Below are 19729 nucleotides of genomic sequence, written 5' to 3' on the forward strand. Positions count from 1 at the left end.
CGCCTTGGCCGGCGGCGGTGGTTTTCCTCACTGCATGAACAACCAGTACATCGCGATCACGCCGCAAGCGGCCGCCATTCCGCCCACCGCGTGGCGGGCCAAGCGCGCCCACTGAGCGCTCAGCGAGCCTTTGCGCGCAAGAATCGAAACGGTCCGTCGCGAATCCGCCCACGCGGCGATCAGGCGGCTCTCATTGCGCTGATCGGCCACCGCCTCGCGAATGTATTCGCGATAGTCGCTGAGAATCTTGCGCAGCTCGGCTTCGGGCAAGCGCTCCATGGTCAGCTGCAATTGTTGAATGCATGCATCGTGTTTCATGTTTCTCTCCCAAGTCCGGTCAAAAACACCACTCCTCACACCGCGTTGCCGCCCAAGCCCCTGCCCGCCACCAAATCGATCTGATAACGGACGTAACGCACCAGCCCGCGCCAGGTCAGCCGCGTCAGCCATACGCAGAACACCAGCCCCAATCCGCCAACCAATAACAGCACCAGACCGCTGACCGCCGCCGAGCCCTGCAGCGACAAGCCCGGAATGCCGTCGATCTCGATATGGTCCTTGCCGTCCTTCAGCGACAGCCGGTTATCCTTGATCACCAGCGAGCTCTCGCCGTCGTTCAACACCAGATCGCCGGCTTCTCCGGCTTCGCCGACGGCGGCGGAGGCCTGCGCCGAGATCATCCGCCAACGCAGCGAACGGCCATCCCCATCCTGCGCCAGCACCATGCTGTCGCCGCCGTCCGAAACCAGCGTCAGCGCGCTCAGCTGGCCGCGCTCCAGGCTGACGGAGCGTTCGCTCTCGCGTTTGATCGTTTGCCGCGCCGCCGGATTGCTGGCGTCCACTTTCAACTCGCCGCCGTCGTAACTGACCCTGACCGGCTCTCCGCTACGCAACTTCAGGCTGGCGGTTTCATCCTCCTCCAGCGTCAGCAACAGCCTCCCCTGCTTCAGGCTCACGCCGTGGACCGGCTCCCCGTCGGCTTGAAGCTTGAACTCGATCTTGCCGTTCTCGGGCGACAGGCTGGGCTCCAGTTCCGGCCAGCCGAACAGGCTGTTGCCGCCCCAGGCCGCCACCAGCGCCACGCCGGCGATCAACAGGCTGCCGGACACCATATAGCCTATGGACAGGCATAGCAGGTAGATCATGAAGGGCAGCGCCAGGAAGAAGTTCAGCACGCCCAGGCCGGCGACCGAAGCCACCACCCTCATCAAATTGCCGAAGGAACGATGGCTTTCCCATTGGCGGTAATGCGCCTGCGCCTTCAGTTCCTTGGCCAGCTTCTGCGGGCTGCCCAGGGCGGCGACCACCTCGTCCTCGTCGCGGCCGGCTTCTTGCGCGTCGCTGAAGTACTCTTGGTAGTCGGCGACGATTTCACGGATTTCCTCGGCCGGCATCCCCGCCAGGGCCTGTTCCAATTGCGCCAAAAACGCTTTGCGGTTCATGCTTGTTGTTCTCCCGGCTGGCCGGCCGCCGGCAGGCGGCTCAGCACGCTGTCCACTTCGCTGACGAATTCCTGCCACTCGCGCCGCATCAATTCCAACTCCCGTTTGCCCGCCTCGGTCAGCGTGTAATATTTACGCGACGGCCCGGACGCCGACTCCACCAGATAGGTGCTGACCCAGGATTCGTTCTGCAGCCTGCGCATCAACGGATAGATCGTCCCTTCGCTGATTTCCATCGTGCGCGACAAAGTGCTGACCAATTCGTAGGCATAGCTGTCGGACTGGGCCAATACCGCCAATACGCACATGTCCAGGGTCCCCTTCTTCAACTGGGTTTTCATCTTGCCTTCCTTGAAACCGCCCGGTTTTTTCCACCCAACTACCTTGCATTGCAAGATAGATAGACGGACCAAGGCATCGATCTGCTTGTGATTGCACTATACAAACCACTACCTTGTACCGCAAGGTATCTTTCATTACCCAATGACAAATCACTGTCACTGCGGCTTTCTCGCAACAAATCAGAATGTCATTACTGACACCATATTGCGTTGCAAAATACGTCTTGGCATCCATAATTCAACAGCAACAATGACATTGAACTAAATCATAATCCCAACCGGTTGCAACAACCGGCCACTCTCTCGACGAGGACTCCGATGGCAAAAGCAAACAGGCCCAGCATCGCGCTGGTCTTGGGCGGCGGCGCGCCCAACGCAACCTTGATGGCCGGCGCGCTGGTCGCGCTGATGGAGGCCGGCGTCGAATTCGACATCATCTCCACCTCCGGCGCCGGCGCCATCGTCGGCCTCTTGTACGCGGCGCCGCGCAAGGGCTCGCCGCTGGACAATTTGCGGCGGCTGGCCGATCTCGGCGTATCCGATCCGATCTACCGGCTGCTGCCGATCAACTACAAGGTGTTCAACAAACCCGGCCCGGCCGCCGACCTGTGGCGCAGCTGGCAAAGCCAGAACCCCCTGTTGCAGAGCATTCAACAACAGGCCGATCAAGGACCTTGGCAGCGTCTGCTGGCCGACTGGACATCGCTGCTGCTGGCCACGCTCTGCCCCAGCGATCTGGGCCCCAACAGCCAAGGCCTGTGCGCGCACGTGCCCTTCATCGAGGAGATCGTGGATTTCGACCGCCTCAAGACCATTGCGCCGCAGTTCTACCTGAACGCCTACAACATCAGCCGCGGCGAGATGCGTTGCTGGGACAAGAGCGAGATCGGTCATGAACACTTCCTGGCCGCGCTGTCCTTTCCCTTCATCTACCCGCCGTATCCGCTGGCCGACGGCGATTACATCGAAGGCGCGGCCATAGACACGCTGAACTTCAAGCAATTGTTCCGCGATCATCCTCACATCGACTACACCCTGGTGTTCGACGTGCTGGGCAGCGACCGGCTCCTGCATCCGCCGCGCGGCCTTTACGACGCCTGGGTGCAATCCATCATCACCCCGCTGACCGAAATCGCGCGCGACGACCTGAAGCTGTTCGAAGCCTTGCACAATAAGGATGAGCAAGGCCGGCCGCGCACCGAGGTGCTGAAGATCCAGTTCGACCAGCTGATTGACCCGCAACGCCGCGCCGAGGAGCTGGACTGGTCGCACTCCAATCTGTCCCAGCTCTACCAGATCGGCTATCAAGCCGGGCAGGACCTCCTCCGCCAGCACCGCGGCAAGCTGCTGGGCTAGACGCCGCCAATAAAAAAGGGCTGCCTGACGGCAGCCCTTGACGCTTGGCTAAGCAAAAACGGCATCAATACCAGCTGATGCCGGCCTGCTCGGTGGAGATCACCGTGCCGGCCTCGCCCTTGACGATTTTCTCGATGTCTTCCAGCGCGCCGATCACGGCCTTCTTGCCGGTCAGACGAGCAAACTCGCAAGCCGCCTCCACTTTCGGGCCCATCGAGCCGGCGGCGAAACCCAGTTTGTCCATCTCGTCCGGATGCGCCTGCTTGATCGCCTTGGCTTCCGGCGTGCCCCAACCGATGAATACGCTCTTCACGTCGGTGGCGATCACGAAGTAATCGGCGTCGATTTCACGCGCTAGCAAGGCGGAGGCCAGATCCTTGTCGATCACCGCTTCCACGCCCACCAGCTTGTCGCCCTCGTACATGGTGGGGATGCCGCCGCCGCCGGCGGCGATCACCACCACCCCTTTTTCGATCAGCCACTTGATCGGGCGCATTTCGAAGATGCGCTTCGGTTTCGGGCTGGGCACCACGCGGCGGAAGTATTCGCCGTCGGCCTTTACCGTCCAGCCTTTTTCCGCGGCCAGCTTGTCCGCCTCTTCCTTGCTGTAAACCGGGCCGACGAATTTGGTCGGATTCTTGAAGGCCGGGTCCTTGGCGTCCACTTCGGTCTGGGTCAGGATGGTGGCGATCGGCACTTCGAAGGGCAGCACATTGCCCAGTTCCTGCTCAACCATGTAGCCGATCATGCCTTCGGTCTGCGCGCCCAGCACGTCCAGCGGATAGGGCGTCACTTTTTCGTCCACGTGGCGGGCGTAGGCGTCGTTCTGCAGGCCCAGCAGGCCCACTTGCGGCCCGTTGCCGTGGCACATCACCAGGTTGTGGCCCAGCCGGGTCACGCCGGCCAGTTGTTCGGCGGCCACTTTGACGTTGGCGCGCTGGTTGTCGGCGGTCATGGCCTCGCCGCGACGTTGCAGGGCATTGCCGCCCAGAGCTACGACGACTCGCATATTCTATTCCTCGCTATTGCCGCGCCCGCCGTCTGCGACGGCGAGCCGCGTGCTTGATGTGAAACCGGCCAAGGTTCCCGGTCAGGGAAGCCTTGGCCGGCAAAGTGCAGCTAGGGATGCCTAGGGCCGGATCAATCGCCCAGCGTGGCCACCAGGATGGCCTTGATGGTGTGCATGCGGTTTTCGGCCTGTTCGAAAGCGATGCAAGCCTCGGACTCGAACACGTCCTCAGTCACTTCGATGCCGTTGGCCAGGTCCGGATATTGCGCGGCGATTTCCTTGCCCACCTTGGTTTCGCTGTTGTGGTAGGCCGGCAGGCAGTGCATGAACTTCACTTGCAGGTTCTCGGCGGCGGCCATCAGCGCGGCGTTCACTTGGTAAGGCTTCAGCAGCTTGATGCGTTCGGCCCAGACTTCGGCCGGCTCGCCCATGGATACCCATACGTCGGTGTGGATGAAGTCGGTGCCCTTGACCGCCGCTTTGGCATCCTCGGTCAGCGTGATGCGTGCACCGGTCTTGGCGGCGATTTCGCGGCACTGAGCCACCAGTTCGTCGGTCGGCCACAGGTGCTTGGGCGCGCCGATGCGCACGTCCATGCCCAGTTTGGCGCCGATCACCAGCAGGGAGTTGCCCATATTGTTGCGGGCGTCGCCCAAATAGGTGTAGCTGATCTGGGAGATGGGCTTGTCGCTGTTTTCCCACATGGTCAGCACGTCGGCCAGCATCTGGGTCGGGTGCCATTCATCGGTCAGACCGTTGTATACCGGCACGCCGGCGAACTTGGCCAGCTCGGTTTCCACCATGTGCTGGTCGAAGCCGCGGTATTCGATCGCGTCATACATGCGGCCCAACACGCGGGCGGTGTCCTTCATCGATTCCTTGATGCCGATTTGCGAACCGGACGGCCCAAGGTAAGTCACGTTGGCGCCCTGGTCGTAGCAAGCCACTTCAAACGCGCAGCGGGTACGGGTGGAGGTTTTTTCAAAGATCAGGGCGATGTTCTTGCCCTTCAGGTGCTGCTGTTCGGTGCCGGTGTACTTGGCGCGCTTCAGGTCGCGGGCCAGGTCGAGCATGTAGCGGATTTCGCGCGGGGTGAAGTCCAGCATGCGGAGGAAGTTACGGTTGCGCAGATTGAAAGCCATGATATTGCTCCTGATTAGAGTCTGGGCAAGCCGGCCGTCGTTTCCGGGGAAACCGGCGGTCAACCTGTCTTTTTGCACATGAATCTTGGGTTTTCCTCCCGGCCGCGCCTGCGGCCGGGACACTACAGCTGAATTACAGTTTCACTTCGTCGCGAGTGATCGGGCAGGTCATGCAGTGACCGCCGCCGCGGCCGCGGCCCAGCTCGGAAGCCGGAATCTCGATCACTTCCACGCCATGCTCGCGCATCAGGCGGTTGGTGTAGGTGTTGCGGTCGTAGGCCACCACCACGCGGCGATCCAGCGCCACCACGTTGTTGCCGTCGTCCCACTGTTCGCGTTCGCGCTGGTAGGCGTCACCGCCGGTCTGGATCACGCGGATTTCCTTGAGACCCAGCGCCTGGCGCACCACTTCCACCAGATGCACGCCTTCGTGGCGTTCGAAGCGGATTTCGCCTTCGCGGTCGCCAACGTACATGCTGGTGCAAGTGATGTCGTCCACCACGTCCGGGAACAGCGACAAGAGATCGATGTCGAGGAAGCTGAACACGGTATCCAGGTGCATCGCCGCACGGGACTTAGGCATCTGGCAAGCGATCACGCGAGTGGCGCCGCCTTCCTTGCCTAGCACGCGCTTGGCCACTTGCACCACCGCCTGCGGGCTGGTGCGCTCGCCCATGCCGATCAGGACCACGCCGTTGCCGATAGGCATCACGTCGCCGCCTTCCAGCGTGGCCGGGCCGTGTTCCTGGTCGCAATCGCCCCACCATACTTTCACCTTGCCGGCGAACATCGGGTGGAATTTGTAGATGGATTGCAGGATCAGGGTTTCCTGACGACGCGCCGGCCAGTACATCGGGTTCAGCGTCACGCCTTCATAAATCCAGCAAGACGGGTCGCGCTGGAACAGGCTGTTCGGCACCGGCGGCAGCACGAATTCGGATTGGTCCAGGTAGCCGCCGAACAGGCCTTTCGGGTCGAACGGCAGTTCGAATTTGGCGATGCCGCCCACCAGATGCTCGGCCAGTTGCGAAGACGGCATTTCGTCCAGCCAGCTGCGCAGATCGCGCAACATGCCGATACCTACGTTGTCGGCCTTGACCTTGCGGTCCAGGATCCAGGCACGGGAAGCTTTGTCGTCCAAGACCTTGGCCAGCGCGTCGTGCACCTCCACCACTTCGATGCCGCGGGAGCGCATTTGCTCAACCATGTAAGCATGGTCTTTCTGTGCGCGTTCCACCCAGATCACGTCATCGAACAACAGGCCGTGGCAGTTGTCCGGGGTCAGGCGCTTATGCGCCAGGCCGGGACGGCACACCATCACAGTTCGCAACTTTCCGCACTCGGAATGAACACCAAACTTGGTCATGACAAACTCCTTAATGATATTGGGGGAGCTGGTGGAGGCCCGTGGATCTCGCGCGCCTCCGGTAATCTTCTTACAAGGTTCCGGCTTAGAGCGTCAGCGCTCCGGTAGCCAGTTCGTAGGCGGCGAACAAACCCGCCACTACAATCAGCGCAGCCAGTACCGCCTCGGCGCCGGTGAACGCTTTCTCGCCGCGTTCCTTGCGAGCCCACAGGTAGAACAGCAGGCCCGGGGCGTACAGCACCATGGACAGGAACAGATACTTCAGGCCGGCGGCGTAGATCAGCCAGACACCGTAGACCGAGGCGACGGCGGCGATGCTGAACTCTTTGCCGCTGGATTCGCCCTGGGCGTAGCCCTCGCCGCGCTTGGCCACCAGCAAGGCGTAGCCGGAGCACAACAGGTAAGGAATCAGAATCATCGAGGTGGCCAGCGACAGCAGCGCCAGGTAGCCCGCGGAACTGAACAGCGTAATGATCAGGAACAGTTGGATCAGGCCGTTGGTCAGCCACAGCGAGGCGGCCGGGGAGCCATTGGCGTTGGTGGTGCCGAACACTTTGGGCATCACGCCGTCTTTGCCCGCCAGGTAGGGCGCTTCGGAAGCCAGCAGCGTCCAGGCCAGCAGCGCGCCGCCCACCGAGATCACCAGACCGGCGTTCATCAGATTGGCGCCCCAGGGGCCGATGGCTTTTTCCAGCACATAGGCGGTGGACGGGTTCTTCAGCGCGGCCAGTTCAGTTTGCGACATCACGCCCAGCGACAGCACCGATACCGCAACCAGCAGAGCGATGGTCAGCAGGAAGCCGATCACGGTGGCCTTGCCCACTTCTTTCATGTTTTCCGCACGGCTGGAGAACATCGACGCGCCTTCGATGCCGATGAACACCCATACCGTCACCAACATGGTGCTCTTGACTTGATCGACGACCGAGCCGAGTTTGGCCGAGCCCCAGAAGTCCAGATTAAAGGTATCCACTTTGAAGGCGAAAATGACCAGCAGGATGAACAGCGCCAGCGGCACCAGTTTGGCCACGGTGGTGATGGTGTTGATGAAGGCCGCGCCGTGCACGCCGCGCAACACCAGGAAGTGCAAGGCCCACAACAGAATGGACGCGCAGACGATGGCGGTGGTGGTATTGCCCTCGCCAAACACCGGGAACCAGAAGGCCAGCGCCGAGAACATCACCACAAAGTAGGATACGTTGCCGATCCAGGCCGAAATCCAGTAACCCCAGGCCGAGTTGAAGCCCATATAGTTGCCGAAACCCGCCTTGGCGTAGCCGTAGACGCCGCCCTCCACTTCCGGTTTGCGATTGGCCAGCATCTGAAAGGCGAATGCCAGAGTCAACATCCCGAAGAAGGTAATCACCCAACCGATCAAGATGGCGCCGGCTCCGGCGCCCGCCGCCATGTTCTGCGGTAGCGAGAAGATGCCGCCGCCGATCATGGAGCCCACCACCAGAGCGGTCAGCGCGCCAAGCTTGAGCTTGGGAGCGCCGCCGCCTTGGGTTTCAGTTTCCGTAGACATTTTCGTTCTCCGTGAGAGTACATTAACCTGCAAATCTGTTGTTATATAATTAAATTCTTATCATCTGAGACAATGGTATACCCCGGATTTAGTGATCGCCAGAACAGTCGAACATCCGTTTGACCTGCGTCAAATAGCGTCCTCCCGCTCCATTCGCCCCATCCCGACATTAGAACAAAAGCTTTATAGAAGCCCCAGACACAATTAGCAGAACTAACAATTGTGCTGCGCACAAAACATTTAATTAATTTTGTATTTAATTTTTATTAAAAATAAAACGCAATATCAGATTGTCTGAACGCGTCCAATAGAGAAGAGCCGCAAACGGCCAAAAGAGACGGGACAAAGAAGCAATGAGATAAAGATGGAGAGAGGAGACGGAGAATAAGGCAGGCGGCCACGGCAATTGCGGGCAAAAAAAAAGTGGATGCGGCCCACCACCGCATCCACCAACACACACATCAAGAGGATAAACACATCTTGTTTGCCCAGGCGCTCACTCCGGTTTTTTCACGTTCTTGAAAATCGCCACCAGAGCGCCCAGCACCACCAAGGTGGTCACCACAATGGTCACCAAGCTTAAAATGCCGACATCGTCGGAAAGAAGAAGAGTCAGAAGTTCCATCGCCACTCCTTTTCCGGGGCCACGCCCCATATAGGTTTCTTGATCCTCATCTTAGCCAGTTGGGCGGCCCGTCCATTGACGCAAATCAAATGGCATGACCCCCAAGTTTGATGCAAGACAAATAAAAAGCCCCTGGCTCGCGCCAAGGGCTCATTTCCTAAAAATCAGCAACTTATATCATTACAGTTGTGCGTCAGGCGATACAGTTCGAATCAGTTCAGCTGAAAAAATCGGCTTACGTCATCCCTGTCTCGCCGGCGTGTTCACTTGCTGCCGCCCATGTCCTTGGACAGGAAGAAGGCGTCGGAGAAGAACTCGTCTTCCGGCAAGCCGCGCTCGCGGGTGAAGCTGCCGTGCGCGGCCTCCACCATCAGCGGCGCGCCGCAGGCGTAAACCTGATAGCCGGCCAGATCGTCGAAATCCTCCAGCACCGCCTGGTGAACAAAACCGGTGCGGCCCGCCCACTCGTCGCCCGGCAGCGCGTCGGACAGCACGGGGATGAAGGTGATGTTGGGATGCTGCGCCTGCCAGGCGCCGGCCAGATCCGCCATGTAAAGATCCGCCTTGGCGCGCGCGCCCCAGTAGAACACCATCTCGCGCTGGATGCCGCTATGAATCGCGTGCTCGATGATGCCCTTGACCGGCGCGAAGCCGGTGCCGCTGGCCACGAAGAGAATGGGCTTGTCGGAGTCCTCGCGCAGGAAGAAAGAGCCCAGCGGGCCTTTGAAGCGCATGATCTCGCGCTCCTTCATCTGACTGAACACATACTCGGAAAAAGAGCCGCCCGGCTGATTGCGGATATGCAGTTCCAGGAAAGCGTCGTCATGCGGCGCGTTGGCGATGGAGAAACTGCGCTTCTTGCCGTCCTTCATCAGGATGTCGATGTATTGGCCAGCCTTGAACTGCAAGCGCTCGGACACCGGCAGCTTGAGCTTGAGCACCGCCACGTCGTGGATTTTTTCGATTTTCTCTACGCGGCACGGCAAGGTCTTGATCTGGATGTCGCCGGCGCCGGCCACTTCGCGCGCCTCGATGGCGATGTCGCCCTTGGGGCGGGCGCAACAGAACAGCGCCATGCCCTGGGCGCGTTCGGCCTCGGTCAAGGCCTTTTCCTGGAAACCGTCCTGGCTCACTTCGCCTTCCACCACCTTGCCTTTGCAGGCGCCGCACGCGCCGTCGCGGCAGCCGTAAGGCAGGCCCACGCCCTGGCGCAACGCCGCTTCCAATACGGTTTCATGCGGCTCGACGCCAAATGTATGCCCGCTGGGGAGCACTTTCACCTGCGCTGTCATCTGTTTCCTCTACTCAATATCTGGCTAAAATGCGCATCATGCGAACCTTGATGATCATCGGCGCCGGCGATGTCGCGCGCCGCGCCCTGCCGGAACTGACCCGCCGCTGGCGGGTGCTGGCGCTGTGCCGTTCCAACGCTAGCGCGGAAGCGCTGCGCCGCCAGGGCGTCACGCCCATCCGGGGCGATCTGGACGACCCCCGCGCTTTGCGCCGTTTGGCCGGCCTGGCCGACGATCTGCTGCTGACCGCTCCCCCCCAGGAAATCGGCCGCAAGGACTTGCGCATGCGCAAGTTGTTGTCTGCGTTGGCAAAAGGTTGCAGGATACCACAGCGTCTAGTCTATATCAGCACCAGCGGCGTGTACGGCAATGCCGACGGGGCTTTGCTGGACGAAGGCGCCCGCCCCCGCCCGCACAATGACCGCGCCTGGCGCCGCCTGGATGCGGAAACCTGCTTGCGCGGCTTCGCCGCCTCCCACGGCTGCCAGTTGACGGTGCTGCGCGCGCCGGGCATCTACGCCGACGACCGCCTGCCGCTGAGCCGCTTCGCCTCGCAAACGCCGCTGATCCGGCCGGAGGAGGACAGCTGGAGCAATCACATCCACGCCGACGACCTCGCCGCCGCCTGCGTGGCCGCCTTGCTGCAATGCCGCGGCGGTCCGCGCGTATTCAACGCCAGCGACGATCAGCCGCTGCCGATCAGCGAATGGTATCGCCGGCTGGCCGCCGCGCTGGACCTGACCTTGCCGCCCCTGTTGCCGCGGGAGGAGGTCCGCGCCCGGGTCTCCGCTGGTCTATGGTCTTATATGATGGAGTCCAGACGGCTTAACAACCGGCGCTTGCGCCGGGAATTGCTGCCGGCTCCCCGCTGGCCCGACACCGCCGACTACCTGGCGGCGCTGGCCCAAGCGCCGGAGCGCATCGCCGCCGCGCTCGCTTCGGCGGCCAAGATTCGGTAACATCGCGGTTTTTTTGAGTTTTTAAGCAGGCTTCTCTATGGAAAATCCGGCATTTCAACGCGCCATCCGCAGCTTCGTGCTGCGCCAAGGCCATCTGTCTCCCGGCCAGCAACGCGCGATGGACGAAGGCATGCCGCGCTGGGGCATCGAATACCGCCCCGAGCGCATCGATCTGGAGCAGGCCTTCGGCCGCGCCGCGCCCAAGATCCTGGAAATCGGCTTCGGCATGGGCGGCGCCACCGCCGAAATCGCCGCCGCCAATCCGGCTCAGGACTACCTGGGCGTGGAAGTGCATTCGCCCGGCGTCGGCAATCTGTGCAAGCTGATCGCGGAAAAGGAATTGAGCAATCTGCGCATCATCCGCCACGACGCGGTGGAAGTGCTGGACCACATGCTGGCCGACGGCAGCCTGGACGGCGTGCATATTTTCTTTCCCGACCCCTGGCACAAGAAACGCCACAACAAGCGCCGCCTGATTCAGGCCCCGCTGGTGGAGAAGCTGGTCGCCAAGCTCAAGCCGGGCGGCTATCTGCACGCCGCCACCGACTGGGAAGACTACGCGCTGCAGATCATGGAGGTGTTCAGCGGCCAGCCTCAGCTGGTCAACACCGCCGACGGCTACGCGCCGCGCCCGGACTACCGGCCGCTGACCAAGTTCGAAGCCCGCGGCATCAAGCTGGGCCACGGCGTGTGGGACGTGATTTTCCGCCGGCGCTGATGTCCGCCCGGACCCGCCGCCAGCGGCGGGTCTCAGCCGCCTTTAGGCAGCAAGGCCTCGATATCCTCCAGCAATTCATGCGGCTCCACCGCCGGCTCGTAGCGCTTGACCACCCTGCCCCTGGCGTCGATCAGGAATTTGGTGAAGTTCCACTTCACCGGGTGCGGGTGGGTGGAATCCGCCTGGGTCAGCCAGCGCCACAGCGGATGGGCGCGCGGCCCGTTGACTTCCACCTTGGCAAACAGAGGGAAATCCACCTCGAAACGCGTCCGGCAAAAACGCTCGATCTCGGCCTCGTCGCCCGGCTCCTGGCCGCCGAACTGATTGCAGGGGAAACCCAGTACCGCCAGACCGCGGCCGCCCAGACTATGCTGCAAGTCCTGCAAGCCGGCGTATTGCCGGGTGTAGCCGCACTCGCTGGCGGTATTCACCACTAGCGCCACTTGGCCGGCGTACGCCGACAGCGGCTGTTCGCTGCCGTCTATGCGCACGGCGGAGAAGTCGTAAAGCGTGGTCATGGCCACCTCCGTCTCGTATAATGAGCGCTCCCGAGAATCCACTCAGGCACTATCCGATGTTGTTCAATCCCAGCCGGCAGGACGCCCGGCGCTTCTTCTTCGACACCTGGCAGAAATCCAAATCCGGAACGGACTTGTCCGACCTGGAAAAACTGGTGCTCCCCATTCTTATAGACCACCCGGAGTATCACGCCATTCTGGATCGGCCGGAACAGTATATGGAACAGGAGTGGACGCCGGAAATGGGCCAGAGCAATCCCTTCCTGCATCTGGGCCTGCATGTGGCGATTGAGGAACAGCGCTCCATAGACCAACCCTTCGGCATCCGCTCGCTGTACGCGCAGCTGGCGCTGCGCCTGGGCAGCGAGCATCAGGCGCAACACGCGATGATGGACTGTCTGGGCGAAATGATCTGGCACGCTCAGCGCCATGGCGGCGGTCCGGACGTGAACCGCTACATCGGCTGTATTCGCGGCAAGCTGGGCATGGGGGCGGAGGAGCAGCCTCGCATCAACCCCAACGACGTCCCGGACTGACGCCGCACGGCCGACAGATGCCGACTCAAGCCCAACGCCCGGTTCCGCCGGGCGTTTTGCATGGCCGCGAAACAGGCAAAAAAAGAGCCGTGGGGGGAAACCCTCCACGGCGATCAAGCGGGGCAGCTCGTACTGGCAAAGCCAGAAGAGCCTCCTCATGCTATTCTCACAATAAACAAAATGCAAATAGTTTTTTAACAGTTAACAATAAATAAAATATCCAATCATTTATATGAATATATAATTTAAAATACGCCGCCAAAAAAGCCGGCCTACGCCGGCTTGACGCCCCAAACTCACAACAAACGATTGCGCTCGATGCCCGCTACGAAAGCGGCGATATTGTCCACCAGCTGCGCGGCCAAACGCTCCATCGCCTGCCGGCTGGCCCAGCCGATATGAGGGGTGACGATCAGATTGGGCAAGCGGGTTTTCAGCAAGGGATTGCCGTGAACCGGCGGCTCTTCGCTCAGAACGTCGAAACCGGCGCCGCCCAACTGCCCATACTTGAGCGCGGCCACCAGATCTTCCTCGTTGACCAGGCCGCCGCGCGCGGTATTGATCAACAAGGCGCCCGGCTTCATCACGATCAATTCCGGCTGGGCGATCAGGTCCCGGGTCTCCTCGGTCAACGGACAATGCAGCGAAATCACATCGGCCTGCGCCAGGGCCTCGGCAAAAGCCACATGCCCGGAACGCACTTCCTTGGCGCCTTTGCGTTCGACGAACATCACCTGCATGCCAAGCGCGCCGGCCAGCTCCGCTAAGCGCAGGCCGATGCCGCCCGCGCCGACGATGCCCAGGGTCGCGCCCCGCAAATCTCGGATCGGCGCGCCGAAATGGCAGAACTGCCGCGACTGCTGCCACACCCCCGCGGCGACGTCGCGCTGGTAAGCCGGCAAGTTCTTGGCCAGGGCCAGCATCAGGGTCAAGGCGTGTTCGGCCACGGTGTCGTCGCCGTAATGGCGAATATTGCACACCGCGATGCCCAAGTCGCGACAGGCGTCCAGATCGACGTGGTTGTAACCGGTGGCGGCGATCGCCACCAGCTTCAGGCCGGGCAGTTGCTCCAGGGTTTCCCGCCGCAGCGGCACCTTGTTGGTGATAACAATGTCAGCCCCCGAACAGTTCATCGCCGCGTCTTCGACGCTAGTGGAGGGGAACTCGTGATATTCGGACGGGAACGGCAAAAGCGGAACCGGGACAGGCAAGCTGTCCCGGTCAAGAAACACGACGGAGTGGGTCATCAGCTATTCAGTCATCTCTCAAAGGTGATCAAATCGCGGTAAGCATGCCAGCTGGCCAAAGCCAGCACCGGCATGATGATGATCAGGCCCAGGAAATAGGTCACAAAGCCCACCGCGCTCAAGGCCACAATGATAGCCGCCCATATCCCCATCGTCAGCACATTCTTCAGCACAGCCTGCACACTGGCGATCATCGCGGTGACGGTGTCCACTTCCTTATCCAGCATCAAGGGAATGGAAACCACGCTGACCGAGAACACCACCTGAGCGAACACAAAGCCCACCGCGAAATAGGCCACCAGGAAGACGACATTGTCCGGGTTGAAAGCGTTGGCCACGATGTCGTTCAAGGACGGCAAGGCCGCGGTGTCGTAGAACAGCGCGAACATCAGCAAGGACACCCGGAACCAGCCGAACACCAGCACCGCCAGCAAGGCCGCGTACAAGGTGAAGGCAGGCAGATTGACGCGCCAGGCCGCCATGCTGTGCGCCAGCTTGACCCTGCCATGGCCGTCGAAAGCCTCCATCTGCTTGGCGATGTCGTACAGGCCTATCGCCAGGAAGGGGCCGGCCAACAGGAAGATGGTGGCGAAGGTGATGATCAGTTCAGGAGAGTGCTCGGAGTACAAGGTCAGCAAATACCCCATCAACACGAAAACCGCGCCGTAAAACAGGCAGTCGGCCGGGGCTTTTTGAAAGTCGCGGAAGCCTTTTTTCAGCCATTGCAACGGCCGGGAGGTTTCCACCCTGCGCGCAACCGGGCGGTCGCGCGGGATATCGTGAGTCGCGTCCATGACAAGTCCCCCTCAAGGATACGATGCGAGGCAGCCCCGCATCCTTACCGTTATACGCCACGCGTCGTAAAACACAAGCCGGCCGTCCGGCTGCTATAATCCCGCGATTGCCACGGCCCTTGGCGAGCGCCGCCTTCCGCGCCGCCGGGCCGGGCCTCATTCAGCGCTTGCGCGACAAGGACATATCATGAGCGAACTGATTATCGAAGAACTGGCGATAGGCGACGGCGCCGAAGCCGTCATCGGCCAGGAAGTCACCGTGCATTACACCGGCTGGCTGACCGACGGCACCAAGTTCGATTCCAGCAAGGACCGCTTCCAGCCGTTCAGCTTCCCGCTGGGCGACGGTTATGTGATCAAGGGCTGGGACCAGGGCGTGGTCGGCATGAAAGTGGGCGGCAAGCGCAAGCTGACCATCCCGGCCGAGCTCGGCTACGGCGCGCGCGGCGCCGGCGGCGTGATCCCGCCCAACGCCACCCTGGTGTTCGAAGTGGAGCTCTTGCAAGTGGGTTGAAACCCAAGAGCGCAAGAACGTAAAAAAAGCTTCCTCAGGGAAGCTTTTTTTATGGGATGACGCGGGATTATTTCTTCACGCACTGGTGCTGACGACGACGACGCATCCAGACGAAGGCCACGCCCAGCAGCAAGGCCGCCACCACCGCCAGAATGCCGGCCTGACCGCGGTGCACCATGGTCATCAGCCACTCGCGATTAGCCGCGCCGTAATAGCCTAGATACACCCAGACCGGCACCGAAATCAGCGCGGCGAAGCCGTCCATCACCAGGAAACGCCAGTAGGAAATGCGGCGGGTCATGCCGGCGGTGATGAAGATGGGGGAACGCAGCCCAGGCAGGAAACGGGCGACGAACAGCACCCAATTGCCGTATTTTTCGAACTTTTCCTGCACCGCCTCGAAACGCTCCTGGGTCAGGATGCGCGCGATCGGCCGGAATTTCAGCACCCTGTTGCCGAACACTCGCCCGGCGGTGAACATGATGCCGTCGCCGGCCAGCACCCCGGCCATGCCGACGAAAAACATCCAATGCACATTGGTGTAGCCGAGGCCGGAAATGATGCCTCCGGCCACCAAGGTGATGTCCTCGGGAATCGGCACGCCGAAACCGCATACCAGCAACACGGTGAATACGGCGATGTAGCCGTAGCCAGTGAAAAAATCGAGAAGTATTTGCAGAGTGTCCATTTTGTTCCGCTTGCCGCCATGTCTCCGTTCAGGACGATCCTGGCGCGGCTGCGTTATCGGGGTACATCACCAGGGGCTTATAATAGCACACCTCCAACGCAGACTTTCTTGACATGACTCGCCCTATCCAGGTGGAAATCCACCGCGCCGCCATCCGCCACAACTACCTGCTGTCCCGCGCCCAAGCCCCGCAATCCAAGGCCTACGCCGTGCTCAAGGCCAATGCCTACGGCCATGGCCTGCTCGACGCGGTCCAGGCGCTGGCCGATGTCGCCGACGGCTTCGCCCTGCTCAATATCGAGGACGCCATCCGCTTGCGCGAAGCCGGCGTCCAGCAGGACATCGTGCTGCTGGAAGGCGCCTTCGACGCCGAAGAGGCCGCGGCGATGGCGCATTACCGGCTGGGCGGCGCGATACATTCCCAACAACAGATAAGCTGGCTGGCCAAAGGTTCCGCCAAACAGCCGGTTTCCTGCTGGCTCAAGATCAATAGCGGCATGAACCGGCTGGGTTTCACGCCGGCGGAAGCCGCGCCCGCGCTCGCTCAATTGCGCGCCTTGCCCGGCGCGCGCCTCGACGCCTTGATGACCCACTTCGCCACCGCCGACGACGACTACGGCGTCGCCGAGCAATGGGGACGCTTCCAGCCCTTGATCGCCCCCAGCGCCTTGCCGGTCAGCGCCGCCAACTCCGCCGCCTTGTTCCGCCACCCGCATACCCACGGCGCCGTCGTGCGCCCCGGCATCGTGCTCTACGGCTGTTCCCCCTTCGCCGACATAGACGGCGCCGGCCTGGGCCTACAGGCGGCGATGACGCTGAGCAGCCGCGTCATCGCGGTGCAAAAGGTGCCGGCCGGCGACGCCGTAGGCTACGGCCGCCGTCTGGTGGCCGAAGGCGAAATGCGCGTCGGCATCGTTGCCTGCGGCTATGCCGACGGCTATCCGCGCATCGCCGACAACGGCACGCCGGTCGCGGTGGACGGCCAGCCGACGGGTACGGTCGGCCGGGTGTCCATGGACATGCTGGCGGTGGATTTGAGCAAGCTGCCGCAAGCCGGCGTCGGCAGCCGGGTCGAACTATGGGGTCCGCAAGTGCCAATTGAACAAGTCGCCGCCGGCGCCGGCACCTTGGGCTATGAACTGATGTGCGCGGTGGCGCCGCGAGTGCCGCGCCTCGTCCATAACTGAAGCCAGCAGCAAGCGGCCAGCAAACCCAAGGCGGCGCCGCTCCAGTGCGCCGATACCAATACAGGCTCGCCGCCGCTCCAACTACCCGGCGACAGGCTCTGCCAAGCCAGCCGGCCCAACAAGGCGGTCAGCCACAGACCGCGCCAGTTCGGCTGCGTCAGCGCCAGCGCCGCCCACCAGCAATACACCAGGCCGGAGGCGCCGACGAAGGCTTGCGGCGTCGGCCACAGCCATTGCATCGCGGCGATGGCCGGAGGCGCCGCCAAGGCCAGCGTCAGCAACAAGGGCGCCCTATCCCGCCCCAGCCACGCCAGCGCCGCCAGCGCGGCGCTGTTGAGGCAGGCGTGGCGCGCGTCGGCGTGCACCCAGCCTCCGCTCAGCATCCGCCACCATTCCGCGGCGTTCCACGGCTCGAAGCGCCAGGCCAAAGCCGCCGCGCCCCAGGGCGCGGCCAGCGGCAGCAGCGCGGCCAGGGCCAGCCATAACGACCGGCCGCCGGCCATGGACCTTAGCGCTTGCGGCGCCACAGCGCCGTCGCTCCCAGCGCCCCCAAGCCCAGCAACAGGGCCAGACCGCCTTCGTCCGCCGCCGCCACCGCGTTACCGCGGCGCGCCACGTCGACGTACAGGGGATCATGGTCCGAAGAACGATAGGCGTCCGCCGCGTAGTACTTCTGCTGCTGTTCGGCGCTCTTGAACTCGCTGCTGTACTCCAGCGCCGTCGGCTCATCAGCGTTGATGTGCCACTCGCCCGCGGCCAGCACCATGGCGCTCAGCGGCTTGTCGGCCAAGGCGTGGTCCAGATTGCCGGATTCGCCGTTGAACACATAGGAGTAAGCGTCGCGGCTCCAGCGCGCCAACAGATTGTTGAAGCCGGCGCTTTCAAACGCGCGGATCGGATCTTCCTTGGCGTAGGAGTTCATATCGCCCAGCAACAACATGCCGTCGTTGGGGCCGGGCTGCGGGCGGGTGGCGTACCAGGCCATCAGATCGCGCACCGCCTGCACCCGGGTCAGATTGCAATTGCCCTGGCCGTCGCCCTTGTCCACATCGGCCTGGCCGTCCACCACCACGTCGGCGCAGCTGCTGCCCTTGGACTTCAGATGATTGACCGCCACGGTGACCCGGGTCTTGCTCTTGGCGTCCAGCACAAAGGTCTGCAGCAGCGCCGGCCGGTTCTTCTGCGGATTGCCTATCGTCCTGACCTCGGCCTTGCCTTGTGCCGTCACCGCGGCCGGACGGTAGATCAGGCCGGTGGTGATCGCGTCGCTGCCCACCTGCGGCAGGCCGGGATTGGCGAACTGGTATTGCTTGGGCTGCGGCTGGCCCTGATTCAACGCATTAACCAGGTCTTGGATCGCCGAATAGCGGTCGAAACCGTCGTTCTCGATTTCCATCAGGCCCACCACGTCGGCGTCCAACTGGCGAATCGCCGCCACGATCTTGGCGCGCTGGCGCTCGAAATCCTGCGGGGTCTTGGCGCCGCGCGGGGTTGGGAAGCCCTTGCCCTGACCGTCGCCGTTGAAGAAGTTGAGCACGTTGAAGCTGGCGAAGCGCACGCTCTCCGGCTGGCGCTTGGGCGCGCCCGGGCGCGGATTGCCGGCCGCGACGCGCGGCGCGGCCAGCGGTTGCAGCCGGTATTTGCCGAAGGCGTAGCTGACCACGCCGGTCACGCCGTCCAGACGGTCGCCGCTGCGCAGGCTGCGGCTGGCGGAGAGGCCACCGGGCGCCGGCAGCCAGGCGTCGGCGTTCTGGATCTGCAAGCCGTCGTCCAGGGTCAGCTTGTCCAGCTGATTGGCCTCGCTCAACGCCTTGGCCTCGGCGCTGCCGGGCAGGAAGCGCTGGGTGGCGGTCCATAACCTGGGCCGGCTGGACAAGGTCAGTTCGCCGTAACGGCCGTAGTCGTAATTGGCGACGACGTGGACCGGGCCTTCCAGGCGCACAGCCATGCCGGCCAACGCCTCCAGCTGGGCGCTGGACTGCAAGGGCAGCCGCAGGCTGGCGTAAGTCAGCGGCTCGCTGTAAGCGCACTGCTCCACCGCGGCGAGATTGGCCGGGGTGATCTGGGTTTCGCTGGCGGCGTCGCCCTTGCGGCTGTACTCGGACACCTTGCCGGTCACGCGCACCACGTCGCCGGGCTTGAGCGTCGGCGCGGCCAGATTGCCGAGGAAGACGAACACGCCTTCCGAGGTGGCCGGATCGGCGTCCTGATCCCGCGCCTCTTCCTGCAGATAAAAGCCGCGCAGCTGGCCGGCGCCGGTGAAGGCGCCGCTGACCACGCCCTCTACGGTGACGGTCTTGCCTTGCAGCGGGCTGCCGATGACGCGGCCCTGCACATCATGGATCAAGGTGGCGCCGGCGGCGCCGCAAGCGGCCTGGGCCAGGGCCGGAATCGCCAGCGCCACTGCCATGGCGATGGGGCTCAAGGCCTTCAATGCGTTTGCTGTTTTCATGGTATGGATCATCACGAG

General features: G+C 62.5%; 21 protein-coding genes. 6 read left to right on the plus strand and 15 right to left on the minus strand.

Features of this window, described 5'->3' with window-relative positions:
• Nucleotides 1–27: 27 nt before the first annotated feature.
• The 3 genes from DB032_RS17165 to DB032_RS17175 are packed head-to-tail and all read right to left on the minus strand — an operon-like array spanning nt 28 to nt 1783.
• The gene (locus tag DB032_RS17165) at nt 28–318 is read right to left on the minus strand and encodes a hypothetical protein (RefSeq protein WP_146176709.1); all 291 of its coding nucleotides are present in this window, start codon (nt 316–318) and stop codon (nt 28–30) included.
• Nucleotides 319–353: 35 nt separating this feature from the next.
• Nucleotides 354–1442, minus strand: a complete 1089-nt coding sequence (locus DB032_RS17170; RefSeq protein ID WP_107800539.1) for a DUF1700 domain-containing protein — start codon at nt 1440–1442, stop codon at nt 354–356.
• Nucleotides 1439–1783, minus strand: a complete 345-nt coding sequence (locus DB032_RS17175) for a PadR family transcriptional regulator (protein ID WP_107800540.1) — start codon at nt 1781–1783, stop codon at nt 1439–1441. The genes DB032_RS17170 and DB032_RS17175 overlap by 4 nt, the downstream gene beginning before the upstream one ends.
• A 318-nt stretch (nt 1784–2101) precedes the next feature.
• On the opposite strand from DB032_RS17175, the gene DB032_RS17180 reads away from it, so the two are divergent.
• Nucleotides 2102–3139, plus strand: coding sequence for a patatin-like phospholipase family protein (locus DB032_RS17180; protein ID WP_107800541.1), 1038 nt, complete (start codon nt 2102–2104; stop codon nt 3137–3139).
• Nucleotides 3140–3203: 64 nt separating this feature from the next.
• Here the strand turns inward: DB032_RS17180 and arcC are convergent, their stop codons facing one another.
• The 6 genes from arcC to DB032_RS17210 all read right to left on the minus strand — a co-directional run bounded on the left by arcC (nt 3204) and on the right by DB032_RS17210 (nt 10098).
• Nucleotides 3204–4148 carry a carbamate kinase gene (gene arcC, locus DB032_RS17185; RefSeq protein WP_107800542.1) on the minus strand — a complete coding sequence of 315 codons (945 nt, stop codon included), beginning with the start codon at nt 4146–4148 and terminating at the stop codon, nt 3204–3206.
• 131 nt (nt 4149–4279) lie between these two features.
• Nucleotides 4280–5290 (minus strand): ornithine carbamoyltransferase, encoded by a 1011-nt coding sequence (locus DB032_RS17190; RefSeq protein WP_048409588.1) that lies wholly within the window; start codon nt 5288–5290, stop codon nt 4280–4282.
• Nucleotides 5291–5423: 133 nt separating this feature from the next.
• On the minus strand, nt 5424–6656 hold the full coding sequence (locus DB032_RS17195; protein WP_043637845.1) for an arginine deiminase: 1233 nt from the start codon (nt 6654–6656) through the stop codon (nt 5424–5426).
• Nucleotides 6657–6741: 85 nt separating this feature from the next.
• Complete coding sequence (gene arcD, locus DB032_RS17200; protein WP_107800543.1) at nt 6742–8181, minus strand: arginine-ornithine antiporter; 1440 nt, start codon at nt 8179–8181, stop codon at nt 6742–6744.
• Nucleotides 8182–8677: 496 nt separating this feature from the next.
• Nucleotides 8678–8806, minus strand: coding sequence for a DUF3149 domain-containing protein (locus DB032_RS17205; RefSeq protein ID WP_019103856.1), 129 nt, complete (start codon nt 8804–8806; stop codon nt 8678–8680).
• Nucleotides 8807–9069: 263 nt separating this feature from the next.
• Nucleotides 9070–10098: a CDP-6-deoxy-delta-3,4-glucoseen reductase gene (locus DB032_RS17210; protein WP_107800544.1), complete on the minus strand. Its 1029-nt coding sequence runs from the start codon at nt 10096–10098 to the stop codon at nt 9070–9072.
• A 38-nt stretch (nt 10099–10136) separates the two neighbouring features.
• Between DB032_RS17210 and DB032_RS17215 the strand changes: the two genes are divergently transcribed.
• Nucleotides 10137–11057, plus strand: coding sequence for an NAD(P)H-binding protein (locus tag DB032_RS17215; RefSeq protein WP_107801956.1), 921 nt, complete (start codon nt 10137–10139; stop codon nt 11055–11057).
• Nucleotides 11058–11094: 37 nt separating this feature from the next.
• The gene (trmB, locus tag DB032_RS17220; protein WP_107800545.1) at nt 11095–11775 is read left to right on the plus strand and encodes a tRNA (guanosine(46)-N7)-methyltransferase TrmB; all 681 of its coding nucleotides are present in this window, start codon (nt 11095–11097) and stop codon (nt 11773–11775) included.
• A 32-nt stretch (nt 11776–11807) separates the two neighbouring features.
• Here trmB and DB032_RS17225 read toward each other — a convergent pair whose 3' ends face one another.
• Nucleotides 11808–12293 (minus strand): glutathione peroxidase, encoded by a 486-nt coding sequence (locus DB032_RS17225; protein WP_107800546.1) that lies wholly within the window; start codon nt 12291–12293, stop codon nt 11808–11810.
• Between the two features lie 56 nt (nt 12294–12349).
• On the opposite strand from DB032_RS17225, the gene DB032_RS17230 reads away from it, so the two are divergent.
• Nucleotides 12350–12829, plus strand: coding sequence for a DUF1841 family protein (locus DB032_RS17230; RefSeq protein ID WP_199225926.1), 480 nt, complete (start codon nt 12350–12352; stop codon nt 12827–12829).
• A 296-nt stretch (nt 12830–13125) separates the two neighbouring features.
• Here DB032_RS17230 and DB032_RS17235 read toward each other — a convergent pair whose 3' ends face one another.
• Nucleotides 13126–14076 (minus strand): D-2-hydroxyacid dehydrogenase, encoded by a 951-nt coding sequence (locus DB032_RS17235; protein WP_107800547.1) that lies wholly within the window; start codon nt 14074–14076, stop codon nt 13126–13128.
• 11 nt (nt 14077–14087) lie between these two features.
• Nucleotides 14088–14870: a DUF2189 domain-containing protein gene (locus DB032_RS17240; RefSeq protein ID WP_107800548.1), complete on the minus strand. Its 783-nt coding sequence runs from the start codon at nt 14868–14870 to the stop codon at nt 14088–14090.
• A gap of 187 nt (nt 14871–15057) precedes the next feature.
• Between DB032_RS17240 and DB032_RS17245 the strand changes: the two genes are divergently transcribed.
• Entirely contained in the window at nt 15058–15384 is a 327-nt protein-coding gene (locus tag DB032_RS17245) for an FKBP-type peptidyl-prolyl cis-trans isomerase (RefSeq protein WP_199225927.1), read from the plus strand.
• 67 nt (nt 15385–15451) lie between these two features.
• On the opposite strand, the gene DB032_RS17250 is transcribed toward DB032_RS17245, so the two are convergent.
• Entirely contained in the window at nt 15452–16072 is a 621-nt protein-coding gene (locus DB032_RS17250) for a DedA family protein (protein ID WP_107800550.1), read from the minus strand.
• Between the two features lie 113 nt (nt 16073–16185).
• Between DB032_RS17250 and alr the strand changes: the two genes are divergently transcribed.
• Nucleotides 16186–17259 (plus strand): alanine racemase, encoded by a 1074-nt coding sequence (alr, locus tag DB032_RS17255; protein ID WP_107800551.1) that lies wholly within the window; start codon nt 16186–16188, stop codon nt 17257–17259.
• Here the strand turns inward: alr and DB032_RS17260 are convergent.
• Together DB032_RS17260 and DB032_RS17265 are read right to left on the minus strand one after the other, a co-directional pair.
• Nucleotides 17205–17762 (minus strand): rhomboid family intramembrane serine protease, encoded by a 558-nt coding sequence (locus DB032_RS17260; protein ID WP_107800552.1) that lies wholly within the window; start codon nt 17760–17762, stop codon nt 17205–17207. The genes alr and DB032_RS17260 overlap by 55 nt on opposite strands.
• Before the next feature lie 5 nt (nt 17763–17767).
• Complete coding sequence (locus DB032_RS17265) at nt 17768–19711, minus strand: ExeM/NucH family extracellular endonuclease (RefSeq protein ID WP_158274336.1); 1944 nt, start codon at nt 19709–19711, stop codon at nt 17768–17770.
• Nucleotides 19712–19729 lie beyond the last annotated feature (18 nt).

It is taken from the genome of Chromobacterium sp. Panama (genome assembly GCF_003052555.1).
In the GTDB taxonomy this organism is placed as follows: domain Bacteria; phylum Pseudomonadota; class Gammaproteobacteria; order Burkholderiales; family Chromobacteriaceae; genus Chromobacterium.

Bases quoted from the DNA above. Each gene is read 5' to 3' on its own strand.
- DB032_RS17215 (WP_107801956.1), top strand. From the start codon at position 10,137: ATGCGAACCTTGATGATCATCGGCGCCGGCGATGTCGCGCGCCGCGCC.
- DB032_RS17195 (WP_043637845.1), bottom strand. From the start codon at position 6,656: ATGACCAAGTTTGGTGTTCATTCCGAGTGCGGAAAGTTGCGAACTGTG.
- DB032_RS17175 (WP_107800540.1), bottom strand. From the start codon at position 1,783: ATGAAAACCCAGTTGAAGAAGGGGACCCTGGACATGTGCGTATTGGCG.
- DB032_RS17180 (WP_107800541.1), top strand. From the start codon at position 2,102: ATGGCAAAAGCAAACAGGCCCAGCATCGCGCTGGTCTTGGGCGGCGGC.
- DB032_RS17190 (WP_048409588.1), bottom strand. From the start codon at position 5,290: ATGGCTTTCAATCTGCGCAACCGTAACTTCCTCCGCATGCTGGACTTC.
- DB032_RS17235 (WP_107800547.1), bottom strand. From the start codon at position 14,076: ATGACCCACTCCGTCGTGTTTCTTGACCGGGACAGCTTGCCTGTCCCG.
- DB032_RS17165 (WP_146176709.1), bottom strand. From the start codon at position 318: ATGAAACACGATGCATGCATTCAACAATTGCAGCTGACCATGGAGCGC.
- DB032_RS17265 (WP_158274336.1), bottom strand. From the start codon at position 19,711: ATGAAAACAGCAAACGCATTGAAGGCCTTGAGCCCCATCGCCATGGCA.
- arcC (WP_107800542.1), bottom strand. From the start codon at position 4,148: ATGCGAGTCGTCGTAGCTCTGGGCGGCAATGCCCTGCAACGTCGCGGC.
- trmB (WP_107800545.1), top strand. From the start codon at position 11,095: ATGGAAAATCCGGCATTTCAACGCGCCATCCGCAGCTTCGTGCTGCGC.
- DB032_RS17205 (WP_019103856.1), bottom strand. From the start codon at position 8,806: ATGGAACTTCTGACTCTTCTTCTTTCCGACGATGTCGGCATTTTAAGC.
- alr (WP_107800551.1), top strand. From the start codon at position 16,186: ATGACTCGCCCTATCCAGGTGGAAATCCACCGCGCCGCCATCCGCCAC.
- DB032_RS17225 (WP_107800546.1), bottom strand. From the start codon at position 12,293: ATGACCACGCTTTACGACTTCTCCGCCGTGCGCATAGACGGCAGCGAA.
- DB032_RS17240 (WP_107800548.1), bottom strand. From the start codon at position 14,870: ATGGACGCGACTCACGATATCCCGCGCGACCGCCCGGTTGCGCGCAGG.
- DB032_RS17245 (WP_199225927.1), top strand. From the start codon at position 15,058: ATGAGCGAACTGATTATCGAAGAACTGGCGATAGGCGACGGCGCCGAA.
- DB032_RS17170 (WP_107800539.1), bottom strand. From the start codon at position 1,442: ATGAACCGCAAAGCGTTTTTGGCGCAATTGGAACAGGCCCTGGCGGGG.
- arcD (WP_107800543.1), bottom strand. From the start codon at position 8,181: ATGTCTACGGAAACTGAAACCCAAGGCGGCGGCGCTCCCAAGCTCAAG.
- DB032_RS17230 (WP_199225926.1), top strand. From the start codon at position 12,350: ATGTTGTTCAATCCCAGCCGGCAGGACGCCCGGCGCTTCTTCTTCGAC.
- DB032_RS17250 (WP_107800550.1), bottom strand. From the start codon at position 16,072: ATGGACACTCTGCAAATACTTCTCGATTTTTTCACTGGCTACGGCTAC.
- DB032_RS17210 (WP_107800544.1), bottom strand. From the start codon at position 10,098: ATGACAGCGCAGGTGAAAGTGCTCCCCAGCGGGCATACATTTGGCGTC.
- DB032_RS17260 (WP_107800552.1), bottom strand. From the start codon at position 17,762: ATGGCCGGCGGCCGGTCGTTATGGCTGGCCCTGGCCGCGCTGCTGCCG.